Here is a 13,559-nt window from a genome sequence, read left to right as displayed (position 1 = left end):
TCTTAATTCGATCTTGAAGGGATCATCGTTCCGCCAGGTGCCGCTCCAGCCCGTCCAGCAGGCGGCCGAGGCCGAACTCGAACAACTGGTCCAGGTCCAGCTCCATGTCGCTGTCGACCAACCGGTTCAGCAGCGGGAATTCGCCGGTGTCGGCGATGACACGGAAGCCGTGCTCCTGGGTCTGCATCCACTCGTCGCTCGTCAGCCCCGAGTCCTGTTCGGCCTGGGCCTCAGCCTCGAGATTGAGGGCCAGGCCGCGTATGTGGCTGAACAGCGTCGTGTGGATGTACATCGACTCCTGGATCGTCAGGCCCAACGTGTCCAGCACGCGCAGCGCCCACTCGGTGTGTCGCATCCCGTTGGGGATCAGCTGTGGGCGGGTGATGGACAGCGCCGGGGCGAGCCACGGGTGGCGGCGAAACGCTCGCCACTGTAGGCGGGAGGTCAGTTCCAGCTGAGCCCGCCAGCCCTTGGGCGGCCGGGCCGGCAGGGGATCCTCGCCGAGCACACTGTCCATCATGGACACCAGCAACCCGTCCTTGCCCTCGACGTGGCGGTAGAGGGACATCGGGGCCGCGCCCAGCTCGGTCGCGATGCGCCGCATGGACAACTGCGCCAGACCCTCGGCGTCGGCGACCCGGACGGCTGCCGCCACGATCCGCTCGCGGGTCAGGTCGGGGTCGCCCTCGCTTCGGCGCGCGGCTCGTGCCGCCACGTCCGCCGGGCGGGCGGGTACGGCGGGGCCGGAGACCACCACCGTGCCCCGACCCGGTAGCGACCGGGTCACCCCCTCGGCGTTCAGGGTCGCGAGCACCTTCGTCGCGGTGGCCAGGGCCACGCCCCACTCGCGGGTGATGCCGCGAGCCGACGGTACCGGCTCACCGGGTCGCAGGTGGCCATCGACGATCCGGGCGCGGATCTCGTCGGCGATGCGTCGGTACGGCGGCTGAGCCATCGATCGCCCCTTCCTCTCCGTACTAGTACACCAAACGGGCTTGACTAGTACACATACGGTGTACGCAAAGGTTGGTACATCGTACGCGACGAGGAGGCACGGCAATGGTCAACCGGACGGTACTGATCTCGGGCGCCGGCATCGGCGGGCCGGCGCTCGCGTTCTGGCTGCGGCGGCACGGCTTCGCACCGACGGTCGTGGAGGTCGCGCCCGCGCCCCGACCCGGCGGGCACGCCGTGGACCTGCGCGGCGCCGGGCGCGAGGTGGTCGAGCGGATGAGGCTTCTCGACGCGGTACGGGCCGAACGCGTCGACGAGCGCGGATTCGCCTATGTGGACGGTCGCGGGCGGTGGACCGCGAAGATGCCGGCGGACCTGTTCGGCGGCGAGGGGATGGTCGCGGAGATCGAGATCATGCGCGGCAACCTGAGCCGCATCCTGTACGACGCCACGCGCGACGGCACCGAATACCTGTTCGACAACCGGATCACCGCGCTGACCGAGGACGGGGACGGCGTCAAGGTGACGTTCGCCAGCGGTACCGTGCGCCGGTTCGACATCGTGGTCGGTGCGGACGGGCTGCACTCCGGGGTGCGCCGGCTGGCCTTCGGGCCGGAGCACGAGTTCGTGCGGCACCTCGGTGGGTACATGGCCTACTTCACGATTCCGGACCCGGGCAACCTGGACCACTGGTTCCTCATGCACGGGGCGCCGGGTGGGCTGGTCGCCGGGATCCGGCCGGAGACCGGCGGCACGGCCAAGGCGATGCTCAGCTTCACCTCCCCACCACTGGACTACGACCGGCGCGATGTGCTTACCCAGCAAGAAGTCCTGCGCACCAAGTTCAGCGGAGTGGGCTGGCTGGTACCGCGGATCCTCGCCGCCATGCCCGGCGCGGAGGACTTCTACTTCGACTCGTTGAGCCAGGTCCACCTGGGACAGTGGTACCGGGGGCGGACGGTGTTGCTCGGCGACGCCGGGTACTGCGGCTCGCCGCTGGCCGGGCTCGGTACCGCGATGGCGCTCGTCGCCGCCTACGTGCTCGCCGGTGAACTGACCGCGACACCGGACGACCACGAGGCGGCGTTCGCCCGGTACCAGGACGAGATGCGCGCCTACGTGAAGCAGTGCCAGACCCTGCCACCCGGCGGCATCAAGGGCTTCGCGCCGAACAGCGCTCTGATGATCCGGATGCGCGACCTCTCGATGGGCATGATGAATCGCTGGCCGATGCGGGTGTTCGCCGCCAAGCAGTTCCAGAAGGCCGACGCGATCACACTGAAGGACTATTCCTGAGTGGACAGTCGCGGGTAGCTCGGTCAGGACAGGATCTCGACGTACCCGTCGGTTCCGTGCACGCGGATCCGCTGCCCGTCGCGGATCAGTCGGGTGGCCTCCATCACGCCGACGACGGCCGGCAGGCCGTACTCGCGTGCGATGACCGCCCCGTGAGTCATCAATCCGCCAACCTCCGTCACCAGTCCCGCGATGGCGACGAAGAGGGGCGTCCAGCTCGGGTCCGTGTGGGACGTGACGAGGATGTCGCCCGGCTCGATGTCGGCTTGCGTCATGTCCAGGATGACGCGGGCCCGCCCTTCGACGGTCCCGGCGGAGACCGGCAGGCCGATCAGCGCGTCCGCCGGCAGGTCGTCGCGCCGGTATGCCCCGGCGACAACCTCGCCATCCGACGTGAGCACCCGGGCCGGCGTCAGCGCTTCGTACGACCGGAACGCGTCCTTGCGCTGGCCGATGAGCTCGTCGTCCACGCGGTTCGTGCGCACCACGTCGTGAAGCTCCTGGAACGTGAGGTAGAAGATGTCCTCCTTCTCGCGGAGCACGTGAGCCTGGACGAGGCGGCCGGCTTCTTCCAGCAATGCCTGCTTGTAGACGAAGTAGCGGCTTACCATGCCGTACTTCGGATACTCGCGGTACCCGATGAAGGTCCGGACCCGGTCGATCATCCGCTTCGTCTCTTCGGCCTTGTCCTCGCCGTCCGGCAGGGCCCGCAAGCGCTCCAGCAGTTCCTGCTCCTTCTTCCAGGCTTCCTGCCGCCCCTGCTCGAAGCGCCGCTCGCCGGCTCCTGGCTCGAAGTTCTTGACGTTGCCGAGAATCAGGGGTACTAGCGTGGACGGGCGCTCACTCCACCGCGGCCGGGTGATGTCGATCTCGCCGACGCAGCGCATGCCGTACCTGTCGAGCCACGCCTCGATGGCGTCTCGCGATTCCCGCCCGCCCGCGAGCCCGGGCAACTCGTCCAGGAAACCATCGTCCTCGACGCGCTGCAGGAACGCCACCACGTCCGGATGCGGGCGGATCACGTCAGCGACACCTAGAAGCGCCAGCCCCATCTCCGACGTGATGTTGTGGGGCACGGACTGCGTGAGGGTGTCCGCCGCGTTCTTCTCGCCCAGCCATGCCTCCAGCCGCTCGTTGAGCCACCACGCGGCCTCCATCGCCGACATGAACACCTGATGGCCCCGCCGATCGAACAAGACCCGCCTCAGCTCCTGGATGTCCTCCCGGATGAAGTCCAGCAGCGCCTCTCCGGACTTCGTCCGGATGTCGCGTGCCGCGGCGGAGACGGATGCCTCGCTGTGCCCGATCAGCTCGGTGACGATGGCCGGATCGGTCTCGATCGGAGGTTGCGCCTCGCCGAACAGTGGCCCGGGGGGATCCTCGTCCGGCAGCGGCCGGATGAAGCCGTGGCGCTCGACAAGGGTCCGCAGCGCGTCCCCCATCAGCGGATCGGACTTCCCCAGAGCCTCCAGGAGGTCGGCGCGGCTCGCCGGCGAGGCCAGCCGCTGGGTGACGTCGACGAACAGGCGGCCGCCGGCTTCGGCCATGGGCCTGGGGGTCGTCAGCTGCCAGAAGGCGAGCCCGAGTGGCTTCATGGGGTCGGTCATCATCTGCTGGTGACCGACGGAGACGTAGACGTGATTCTCTCGGTCACCGGACTCGGGGATGGGGAACAGCGTGGTGATCGGCCGGCTCTGGACGATGTGGAAGGCGCCGTGGATCCGATCCGCGGAGCCGTCCGGCGGCCCGGAGGTCGAGTCCGCGGCGAAGTCGTCGACCAGGCACCATTCGATGTCCTGGGGGCGGCCGAAGTGCGCTTCGATCCGCCGGCCGAGCTGCACGAGCCGTACCGCCTGCGCATCCGTCAGCGCCGGCTGGTCCTGCCGCTGCGGGTCGATCGCCTGTTCCCTCGTACCGCCGGCCGGCGAGGCGTGGATAGCGAGCTTCTTGGTACCGACCGTCTTGGCGACGACCTCGCCGTCACGCACCTTGTAGACGTCCGCGTTCACCAGGCCGGAGACCAGGGCCTCACCGAGACCGAAGCTGGCCTCCACGGAAGCGATCCTCCGGTTGGACGTGACCGGGTCGGCCGTGAACAGGATGCCGGCCGCCCGCGGGAAGACCATCTGCTGCACGACCACGGCCATGTGGACCGTGCGGTGGTCGATGCCGTTGCGCTGGCGGTAGGTCACGGCCCGCTCGGTGAAGAGCGAGGCCCAGCACTGGCTGATGTGTTGGAGGATCGCGGCCGGGCCGACGACGTTCAGGTAGGTGTCCTGCTGGCCGGCGAAGGAGGCGGTCGGCAGGTCCTCCGCCGTGGCGCTGGATCGGACGGCGTAGGCGGCTTGATCGCCGAGCTGGGCGAGAGCGCGGGTCACCGCCGCGACGACATCACCGGGAATGGCAATCCCTTCGAGGGTACGGCGGAGCTCCGCGCTGTGCGTGCGGATCGCCTCCCGGTCGTCCGGGTTCAGGCGCGAGAGCTCATCGAGCCGACCGTCGATCGACGGTGCCTCCGCCATCATCCGTCGGAAGGCGTCCGTCGTCACGCAAAAGCCAACCGGCACGCGGATGCCGTCGATCCGCGACAGCCCGCCCAGGTGCGCGCCCTTGCCGCCAACGACCGCGACCTGTGTCTCGTCAACCTCGGAAAGACCCAACACGTACTGCTCGATCATCGCGACACCTCCGACGCGGTCGCGCTCCGCCGCCACGCCCGCGGCCGCACCGCCGATCCCACCAGCGATCCGACGCCACCGCGTCCCCCGTCGGTCGACAACAACACCCGCACGTCGCGCCCCCATGTCTTCGTCCGTTCCTGGTCCGGCCGACGATTCTGCAGCAAGCCCCCGGTCTTGCGGCAAGCCCCCCAGCCTGCTATATGTTAGAAGTGGCAAGGGGTGAGATCTCCTTGCCTTTGCTTTTTGCCTTCACCTTTTCGCCTCGCCTTCTGCGGTCGGCCGCTGCGGGCCCGGAAGGGTGCAGCCGCTAGGGGCGCGCAGCGGTCGGCAAATCGGATTTCCGGTGGCGTGGTCTACCCACGCGTCCGCTGGCTGTGCAGCCCCGCGTAGAGAAGCGCGCCGGAGAGGGCGATGAGGACGGGGACCACGCCGAAGGCGGCGAACAACCCGACCTGGTCGGCGAGAACCCCGAGGAGGAAGGGGGCCGCGATGACGAGTGACCCGCCGAGCAGTTGGGCGCGGGCGTTCGCGGTGTCGGTGTGTCCCGGTGCGGCGGCCAGGGCCAGGGCGAGCGACAGCGGGAACAGGTTGGCGATACCCAGACCGGTGGTGAACAGGCCGGTCAGGGCAGCGGCGGTGGCGCCGGAGAGCCACAGTGCCAGGAGCCCGGCGAGGGTGACCGCCAGCGATCCCCACATCAGGACGCCGGTGCGTCCGGGGCGACGAGCGAGGCGCCCGCCTCCGAGCCGGCCCGCGAGGATGCCCGCGTAGAACACGGTCATAGCTGTCGCCGCGGCGGGAGTGCGCAATCCTGTCGTGGCGGTGAGCAGTTCGGGGCCGAAGTACACGACGCAGAATTCGGCGCCGATACCGACCGCCACGAGTAGGCACAGCAGCCAGCAGGCCGGCGACAGGCGGTAGCCGTGCCGTGCGACCGGCGGCTGGCCCGGTGGCGCCGGGAACGGCTGGTAGCGGTAGAAGAGGTAGAGGGCGGCCAGGGCCAGGGCCGGCAGTGCCATCCCGGCCCGCCAGGTGAGTGGGGTCGCGTGCAGCAATCCCACGGCCAGTGGCGCGACCACGGCGCAGACCGCGGCGCCGATGTTGGCCTCCACCAGTGCCTGGTCGCGTCGAGGACCGTGATGGTCGGAGAGTATCGACTGGGTCGTGGTCTGGAGTGTGGTGCCGGCGAACCCGAGAACGGTGGCACCTGCCAGAGTCGCGGTGATGGTGTGGGTGACCGTGAAGACAGCGGCGCCGCCCGTCGCCGTCAGAGCGGACCACCACAGCAGCGAGCGCCGGCCGACCCTGGCGGCCATCGTGGCGAAGCCCGCCCCGGCGACGACCGATCCGACCGCCCACACGGCCGAGTAGGTGCTGGTCATCGTGTACGAGAACCGCAGTTCGTCGCGCATCAGGGCGAGAGCGGGTCCGAAGGCGTACAGCCAGAACGTGTAGGCACCCAGGGCGCTGTAGGACAACATGGTCGACCGGTCTCGCGCGAAGACCCCGACCTCGCTCCCGGAGACCATCGAAGAACGGTATATCGCGTGTCGGCCGCCGAGTTGTTCGGTCGCTCACTCCATCGGCGAGGAGGTGGCGGCATGCCGCCGTTCCGGGGCCGGCTCGGTCAGCGCCGCACCCGGTCGGTCTCGTCGACCAGCGCGCGGATGTCGGCGAACACCCGCTCGTGGGCGGCCGCCGCCTCGGGCGATGTCAGGTCCATGCCCTGGATGAATCCGTGGACGAGTCCCGGCTCGCACCGATAGGTCACCGAGATCCCGGCCTCGGCCAGACGCGCCGCGTAGGCGCCGCCCTCGTCCCGCAGCGCGTCGTGCTCGGCGGTCACGAGCACGGTTCGCGGCATGCCTCGAAGGTCGGGAACCCGAATCGGGCTCAACGCGGGATCCAGCCGCTGCTCATGGTCGGGCGCCCACTGCTCGACCGCCCAGGCCAGGAAGTCCGCGTCGAGGCCGTAGCCGGTGCCCTTCTCCTCGACACTGGGCTGTGAGAGCGTCAGGTCGGTGTTGGGGCACAACAGTATCTGCGCAGTCGGGACCGGCGCACCCGCGTCGCGCAGCCGCAGGCACGCCAGCGTCGCGAGGTAGCCGCCCGCGCTGTCGCCCGCCACCGCCCACGGCCGAGCCCAACGCAGTACCTCGGTCACGTCATCGATGCCGGTCGGGCACGGATGCTCGGGTGCGAGCCGATAGTCCACGGCGAGCACCTCGACTCCGCATGCGGCGGCCAGGCGCCGGCAGGTGCGATCGTGCGTGTCCAGATCGCCGATGACCCACGCCCCTCCGTGCACGAATACCAGCACCGGACGCGGCTCGCCGTGCGCGTACCGGCGCAACGCCAGCCCGCCGGGCCCGGGGAGGTCTTCCACGAGCGGCAGCTCGGGGCCCTTGGGCCGGTTGCCTTTGCGAGCGCGCAGCTGTTCGCGCCACTCTGTCAGCTCGGGAATCGCCACGGGAGGAATCCTCGCATCATGGCCTCGCGACCGAGCCCCAGCCCGACGGATGCGCCGCGGGCCGGGCTGTGACGCCGGTCAGGCGGCCCGAAATTGCGTCAGCTGCCGCGGGTGGGTCTGCCGATGCGGCGGAGAGCGTAGATCGCGGCGCCCGTGGCGAGGACGGCCGCCCCTGCGATGGTTGCCGACGGCGGTAGGGCGACGGCGAGGACGACGCAGCCGACCAAACCGACGACGGGCACGACGCGGGGTGGGCGTCCCTCGGCGGGACTGAGGGTCCAGGCGCTGGCGTTGGCGATGGCGTAGTAGGCGAGTACGCCGAACGAGGAGAAGCCGATCGCGCCGCGCAGGTCGGTGGTGGCGGCGACGATCGCGACGATCGCACCGATGGCCAGCTCGGCGCGGTGGGGCCCGTGGAAGCGTGGGTGCACGGCGGCGAGGGCGTGGGGGAGGTGCCGGTCGCGGGCCATGGCGAGGGTCGTGCGGGACACGCCGAGGATCAGTGCCAGCAGCGAACCGAGCGCGGCGACGGCGGCACCGACCCGGATCGCGGGCGCGACCTGGGGGAGACCGGCCAGGCGGGTCGCGTCGACGAGTGGGGCGGTGGCGGTGGCCAGGCGGTCGCCGAGCACCGCGAGGACGGCGACCGCGACGGCGGTGTAGACGACCAGGGTGATCGCCAGGGCCACGGGGATGGCGCGGGGGATGGTACGGGCGGGGTCACGGACCTCTTCGCCGAGGGTGGCGATGCGGGCGTACCCGGCGAAGGCGAAGAACAGCAGGCCGGCGGCCTGCAGCACGTCGGTGACGGTGGTGTGGTGGCCGTCGGTGACCTGGCCGAGGTGGCTGCCGGTCGAGGTGAGGCAGGCGGTGACGACGAAGGCGAGTACGGCCAGGACGACCGCGACGATCGTCCGGGTCAGCCACGCCGCCTTCTGGACGCCCAGGTAGTTCACGGCGGTCAGCGCCACCACGGCCGCGACCGCGACGCCGTGTGCCTGGGTCGGCCACAGGTACACGCCGATGGTCAGCGCCATGGCCGCGCAGGAGGCGGTCTTGCCGACCACGAAGCCCCAACCGGCGAGGTACCCCCAGAAGTCGCCGAGTCGTTGCCGGCCGTAGACGTAGGTGCCGCCGGAGGCGGGGTAGCGCGCGGCCAGCCGGGCGGAGGAGGTGGCGTTGCAGTACGCGACGACGGCCGCGACCGCCAGCGCGGGCAGCAGCCCGGATCCGGCGGCCGCGGCGGCCGGCCCGAGCGCGGAGAAGATGCCCGCGCCGATCATCGAGCCCAGACCGATCACGACCGCGTCGAAGACCCCGAGTTGGCGCCGCAACTGCGCGACCGGCGCGTCCGCGGATGCGGTCATGGTCGAGGCTCTTGCGTCGCGGAGGCGGACCGTTCGGCGTGTTCGAACAGGCTCTCTCCGGTGCGTTCGACGGCGACCGTGCCGAGCGCGATGGTCAGGGTCAGGGCGATCAGGGCGGCGAGCGGGCGGGCCCGGACGCGTGGCGGGGGACGCCGCAGCGCCCGTACCCGTGCGGGTACCCGACCTCCGCTGGCCGCGGCTGTCCCGGTGGGCGTCGGTGAGCGGGTGGCCAGCAGGGCGACGTGGGCGATGGTGGTGGCGACGAGGCGACGGTCATTGCCTCGGGCGGCGTCCTCGTCGGCCCATCGTTCGGTGGCGTCCCGGATCGCCCGCGCGGTGGGGTGCAGCAGTGGGTTGACCGCGGCGGCCAGGTCGGCGGTGAGTGTCCAGCAGGTGTGGCGGTGCGCGCAATGCGAGCGCTCGTGGGCCAGCAGGATCCGCCGGGCGGGTGCGTCGAGAGCGGCCAGCATGCCCGTGGTGACGACGATTCGTGGTCGCCACGGGCCCGGGGTCGTGAAGGCTCGGGGTTCGGTGCTGTCGACGACCAGCAGGGGTGAGTCGGTGCCGTCGTCCAGGTCGCGGCAGGCGCGGTGCATCGAGTACCACATGCGAGCGGTACCCACCGTTCTCGCCGCCGCCCACCCGGCCGCCAGTACCAGCAGCGCCCCGGCGGCGATCGCGAGCTGAGTCGGGACCGGGTCGAGCAGGTGCAGCCGGTGCGGGGACCAGGCGCCGTACTCCGCGACGTCGCCGAGCTGTCCCAGCCAGGTGAAGGCCACGGCGCCGAGCACGAACACCCCACAGCCGGTGGCGAGCACGACGCTTGGCACCAGCAGGCGCACGGCGAGATGAGGCGGCAGAGCACGGGCAAGGTAGGGCCCTGCCGCGGCGAAAATCAGGCAGGCCGCCAGGCAGCTGGCCACAGCGGTGTTCACGGCCGTTCCCTGGCGGACGGTCCGTCGTGGTCCGCGTCGACCCGCTGGAGGAGATCCCGCAGGACTCGTTCGTCGTCCGGGGTCAGCGCACCGACGAAGTGGGCGAGCACACCGGCGCGGTCGCGATCGATGTCGAGCAGTCGGTGCATGCGCCGGGCCGTCACGTTGGCCGGGTCACCGATGGCGGTGTAGGCGAACGCGCGCCCCACCCGCTCGCGACCCAGCACGCCCTGGTCGTGAAGCCGGGCCAGCACGGTCATGACCGTGGTGTAGGCGAGCCGCCCATCCAGCGCGTCGCGTACCTGGGCGGGGGTCAGCGGTCGGTCGGCCTGGCCGACGATCTCCATGATCGCTTGAGTCAGATCGCCGTAGCCGCGGTGCCGCTCCCTCTCTTCCTGGATCACTCTGACAATCTACTACATGCCAACGTCGTAGTAGCATGTCATACGACGCCGTCGGCGGTACGGGAACGGGCAGGAGCGGTTCATGGGGCATGCCACGGGTGGGCTGGTGGCGGGGACGTTCGTGGCCGCGTTCGTCGAATTCGTCGAGGCGCTGACGATCGTGTTGGCGATGGCGCTGACCCGCGGATGGCGCTCCGCACTGGCCGGGGCCGGGTGCGCGGCGCTCGCGCTGGCCGGGTTCACCGCGGTGTTGGGCTACGCCCTGGCCACCTGGTTGCCGCGGTCGGTGCTGCAACTCGTCGTGGGCGCCCTGCTGTTGATCTTCGGCCTGCAGTGGCTGCGGAAGGCGATCCTGCGCAGCGCCGGCCGCAAGGAACTGCACGACGAGGACCTCGCGTTCGCCCGGCGCCGCGCCGCCGGAGCACAGGCGGAGGTCCGTCAGCGGTTCGGATTGGACTGGTTCGGGTTCGTCGTGTCGTTCAAAGGCGTCTTCCTGGAGGGTGCCGAGGTGGTGTTCATCGTCGTCACCTTCGGCATCAACGCCGGCAACGTCCCGGTCGCCGCGGCGAGCGCGGCGGCGGCGGGAATCGTGGTGGCGGCGGTCGGCGCGGTCGCGGCGCGGCCGCTGTCCGCGGTACCGGAGAACACCCTGAAGTACGCGGTGGGACTGTTGTTGGCGACCTATGGCACGTTCTGGTCCGTGACGGGCCTGGGTGCCCTGCACGGCGGCGCCAGCTTGGTCTGGCCCGGTGGCGACTGGGCCCTGCTGGTCATCTTCGCCGGATGGCTGGCCCTGTCCCGGCTGCTGGTTGGCGCGTTGCGCCGCGCGCCCGGCTCGCTGTCCCGGCAGCCGACGGACGAGGCGGAGCGTGTGGCGTGAGGATGATTCGCGGCCTGGGCCGGTTCCTGTTCGACTTCGTCGTCGGCGACGAGTGGCGCATCGCCGTGGGTGTGGTCGCCGCGTTGCTCATCGGATGGGTGTGGCTCGCCGCCGGGGCACCGGTGGCTGCCGGCGTGGTCGTGACCGCGCTGCTGATGGGGTCTGGCTTCACGGTCACGATGCTTCGGGAGGGGCGGGGCCGTCGGAAGTGACGGCCACCGCCCCGTTTCGTCCGACCAGTCTGGCTCGGCGCGTCTGGCTCGCCGCGCGGCGAGCCAGACCAGTCGTTGCCGGCGGTGGCGAGGGGTGTCGCTATCCGGCGTACGTCTCGAACTCGGCGACCTTCGGTGTGCCGGTCGAGCTATTGATCTTGAAGGTGATCTTCTTCAGCGAGGTCGAGGGGAACGTGATGACACCCGCTCCGGTGCCGGAGGTCAGGACGGCGCCGGTGTCGGCGTTGAGGACCTGCCAGGATCCGATGTAGCCGGTGGCGCCCGACGCCTCCCGGATGTTGATCCTGGATACCGTCGTGGCGGAACCCCACTTGACCGAGATGTAGCCGGTCGAGCCGGACGGCGACCAGTAGGTGCTCAGGTTGCCGTCCACCACGTTGCCGTAGCTTGTCCCGCTGGCCTTCCCGGAGCCGTCGGCGCCGGCCCCGATGCTGAGGTTGGTTCCGCTGGGCTGGGTCGGCCCGGTCGTCGGGCTGGTGGTCGGGCTGGTCGTCGGCCTCGACGTCGGGCTGGTTGTCGGGGTCTGTGGCGAGCAACTGCCGTTCGACACCTGCAGGCCCTTGTTGGCGCCGGCCATCTGGCTGACGATGGTGGGAACGCAGCTGGCTCCGTCGAGGGTGTAGGCGTACGGGATGCTGATGGTGGTGTTGGACTGCGGGTTGGGGCCCGCCGGGTGGTTCTCGGTGCCCGGGCTGGTCCAGGTCACGTTGTCGAAGATGTTGCCGCTGACCTGCCAGTAGCCGAGAAGGTCGGTGTAGAAGGTGCCGAGGACGTCCGCGGAGTCCTTGAAGTAGTTGTTCTCGACCTTGGCCTTGCCGCCGGCTCGCGGGTTGATCCCGGACTTGGTGAGGCCCACGTAGTAGTTGTTGTAGATGTGTGCCGTACCGCCGCGCAGCAGGGGCGTGCGCGAGTCGATGTTCTCGTACAGGTTGTGGTGGTAGGTCACCGGGCCGTTGCCCAGATCGCTGTCGCTGGAACCGACGAGACCACCACGACCGGAGTTGCGGAAGATGTCGTACGACACGGTCACGTAGTTCGTGTCGGCCTTCATGTCGATGAGCGAGTCATAGCCCTCGTCCTCGCCGCCGGAGGCCAGCAGCGTGTCGTGGTCGACCCAGACGTTGTGGACGTCGCTCTCCATGCCGATGGCGTCGCCGCCGTTGGAGGTGGGTGAACCCGACTTCTTCACGTTCTGGACGGTCACGTTCTGGATGATGATGTTGCTTGATTCGCGGACGTGGATGCCTACCTGATCGAAGACGGCTCCGGCGCCGACCCCGACGATCGTCACGTTGCTGATCTGCTTGAGTTCGATGACTCCGTCGGCGGTGTTGCAACTGTCGCCCGACACCTTGGTGGTGTTCCCCACCGTGATGGTGCCCTCAACCTGGATGATGATCGGGGTACTGCTGCTGGCTCGGGCGCACAGGGCGGCATGGATCGCGGTACCCGTGGTCGCGTGTACCGTCTGCCCGCCCGCACCGCCGGTGGTCCCGCCGTTCTGGGTCGCGTAGCCGGTGACGCCGCCGGTGGCGGCCGACGCATGGGGGATCACCAGAGCCACACCGATCGCGGCCGTGGCGGCCGTTGTGGCCCCCGCCGCGAGAAGTCGCCAAGCGACTGGTCGTCTCATCCTCGCCTCCGTCTTCGAACGCTGAATGTTGCTGGTACTTGCGTGCGATCTCGGCGGGGTGTTCGAGGCCCCCGCTCTACCGAACGGGTCGCGTTCGCCCCAGCCGCCTGCGCTCATCTCGACATGAGCCGGTCAGCCGCTTCCGCAGTGGCCCAGCTACGCAGACGCGTCCGTCTCCGGCGGGCCGCCGTTCTCTTTCGGCGTCTCGGGAAAGCGCATTCCTCAACACGGTGCAGCCCGAACGAAGCGAAGTCAATGGATCACCGTATGCAGGATTGTTGCAGTGCCCGGGGCGGCCGACATGGGCGCGAGGCATTGACAATTGTCGAGCAATGAGCATTGCGGCACCGTACTCGACCGTGTTGAGCGCTCCGGGTAGCCGTACCGGTCCGTCGAACCTACGAACCGCTCTGATTGAGCGGGTTGACCAGTCCCGGGTGGTTGGCCGCGAACCCCTGGAGCTTGTCCTCGCGCAGGGCCTTCCAAAGGGCGGGCGCGTCATCGTCGGGCATCACGTACGAGGTGTCGTCCACCATGTCCGGGTGGGACGGGGTACGCAGGCCGACGAGCGAACTGGCCTTGATGCCACGCATGGCGAGCACCAGGTCGGTCACGGACACGCCGTTGGTGTCTATCGTTGTGTTCTGCTCAATGTCGTGGATAACCCGGTTGGTTCTGAACGGGTTCCTCAGCGTGCCGGCCGAGG

11 protein-coding genes and 1 pseudogene are annotated in these 13,559 nt (G+C 69.8%); 3 read left to right on the top strand and 9 right to left on the bottom strand.

Annotated elements, in window-relative coordinates; translation table 11 throughout:
- Window positions 1-22: 22 nt before the first annotated feature.
- Window positions 23-955 carry a TetR/AcrR family transcriptional regulator C-terminal domain-containing protein gene (locus Raf01_RS37785; RefSeq protein ID WP_203922902.1) on the bottom strand — a complete coding sequence of 311 codons (933 nt, stop codon included), beginning with the start codon at window positions 953-955 and terminating at the stop codon, window positions 23-25.
- 104 nt (window positions 956-1,059) lie between these two features.
- Here Raf01_RS37785 and Raf01_RS37780 point away from each other — a divergent pair, with 104 nt between their 5' ends.
- A complete protein-coding gene (locus tag Raf01_RS37780; protein ID WP_203922901.1) occupies window positions 1,060-2,250 on the top strand; it encodes an FAD-dependent monooxygenase in 1,191 nt (396 codons plus the stop codon).
- Between the two features lie 23 nt (window positions 2,251-2,273).
- Here the strand turns inward: Raf01_RS37780 and rph are convergent, their stop codons facing one another.
- The 6 genes from rph to Raf01_RS37750 all read right to left on the bottom strand — a co-directional run bounded on the left by rph (window position 2,274) and on the right by Raf01_RS37750 (window position 10,107).
- Window positions 2,274-4,928: a rifamycin-inactivating phosphotransferase gene (gene rph, locus Raf01_RS37775; protein WP_203922900.1), complete on the bottom strand. Its 2,655-nt coding sequence runs from the start codon at window positions 4,926-4,928 to the stop codon at window positions 2,274-2,276.
- A gap of 356 nt (window positions 4,929-5,284) precedes the next feature.
- The gene (locus Raf01_RS37770; protein WP_203922899.1) at window positions 5,285-6,460 is read right to left on the bottom strand and encodes an MFS transporter; all 1,176 of its coding nucleotides are present in this window, start codon (window positions 6,458-6,460) and stop codon (window positions 5,285-5,287) included.
- Between the two features lie 98 nt (window positions 6,461-6,558).
- Window positions 6,559-7,401, bottom strand: a complete 843-nt coding sequence (locus Raf01_RS37765; RefSeq protein WP_203922898.1) for an alpha/beta hydrolase — start codon at window positions 7,399-7,401, stop codon at window positions 6,559-6,561.
- Window positions 7,402-7,499: 98 nt separating this feature from the next.
- Window positions 7,500-8,768, bottom strand: a complete 1,269-nt coding sequence (locus tag Raf01_RS37760; protein ID WP_203922897.1) for an APC family permease — start codon at window positions 8,766-8,768, stop codon at window positions 7,500-7,502.
- A complete protein-coding gene (locus Raf01_RS37755; RefSeq protein WP_203922896.1) occupies window positions 8,765-9,703 on the bottom strand; it encodes a M56 family metallopeptidase in 939 nt (312 codons plus the stop codon). Before Raf01_RS37755 ends, Raf01_RS37760 begins: the two co-directional genes overlap by 4 nt.
- Window positions 9,700-10,107 (bottom strand): BlaI/MecI/CopY family transcriptional regulator, encoded by a 408-nt coding sequence (locus Raf01_RS37750; RefSeq protein WP_239134280.1) that lies wholly within the window; start codon window positions 10,105-10,107, stop codon window positions 9,700-9,702. Before Raf01_RS37750 ends, Raf01_RS37755 begins: the two co-directional genes overlap by 4 nt.
- An 82-nt stretch (window positions 10,108-10,189) precedes the next feature.
- On the opposite strand from Raf01_RS37750, the gene Raf01_RS37745 reads away from it, so the two are divergent.
- Window positions 10,190-10,987, top strand: a complete 798-nt coding sequence (locus tag Raf01_RS37745) for a TMEM165/GDT1 family protein (RefSeq protein ID WP_203922895.1) — start codon at window positions 10,190-10,192, stop codon at window positions 10,985-10,987.
- On the top strand, window positions 10,984-11,199 hold the full coding sequence (locus Raf01_RS37740) for a hypothetical protein (protein WP_203922894.1): 216 nt from the start codon (window positions 10,984-10,986) through the stop codon (window positions 11,197-11,199). Before Raf01_RS37745 ends, Raf01_RS37740 begins: the two co-directional genes overlap by 4 nt.
- Window positions 11,200-11,299: 100 nt before the next feature.
- On the opposite strand, the gene Raf01_RS37735 is transcribed toward Raf01_RS37740, so the two are convergent.
- Together Raf01_RS37735 and Raf01_RS37730 are read right to left on the bottom strand one after the other, a co-directional pair.
- A complete protein-coding gene (locus Raf01_RS37735; protein WP_203922893.1) occupies window positions 11,300-12,853 on the bottom strand; it encodes a pectate lyase family protein in 1,554 nt (517 codons plus the stop codon).
- Window positions 12,854-13,251: 398 nt separating this feature from the next.
- Window positions 13,252-13,559 (bottom strand): annotated as a pseudogene (locus Raf01_RS37730) (hypothetical protein); the annotation flags it as partial.

Source organism: Rugosimonospora africana, from assembly GCF_016862975.1.
GTDB lineage: Bacteria > Actinomycetota > Actinomycetes > Mycobacteriales > Micromonosporaceae > Rugosimonospora > Rugosimonospora africana.
The sequence above is the reverse complement of the archived record's forward strand: the minus strand, read 5'-3'. Positions and strand labels throughout refer to the sequence as shown.

Excerpts from the sequence above, each read along its gene's own strand:
- Raf01_RS37770 (WP_203922899.1), bottom strand. The coding sequence starts at position 6,460 with ATGGTCTCCGGGAGCGAGGTCGGGGTCTTCGCGCGAGACCGGTCGACC.
- Raf01_RS37745 (WP_203922895.1), top strand. The coding sequence starts at position 10,190 with ATGGGGCATGCCACGGGTGGGCTGGTGGCGGGGACGTTCGTGGCCGCG.
- Raf01_RS37785 (WP_203922902.1), bottom strand. The coding sequence starts at position 955 with ATGGCTCAGCCGCCGTACCGACGCATCGCCGACGAGATCCGCGCCCGG.
- Raf01_RS37735 (WP_203922893.1), bottom strand. The coding sequence starts at position 12,853 with ATGAGACGACCAGTCGCTTGGCGACTTCTCGCGGCGGGGGCCACAACG.
- Raf01_RS37760 (WP_203922897.1), bottom strand. The coding sequence starts at position 8,768 with ATGACCGCATCCGCGGACGCGCCGGTCGCGCAGTTGCGGCGCCAACTC.
- Raf01_RS37780 (WP_203922901.1), top strand. The coding sequence starts at position 1,060 with ATGGTCAACCGGACGGTACTGATCTCGGGCGCCGGCATCGGCGGGCCG.
- rph (WP_203922900.1), bottom strand. The coding sequence starts at position 4,928 with ATGATCGAGCAGTACGTGTTGGGTCTTTCCGAGGTTGACGAGACACAG.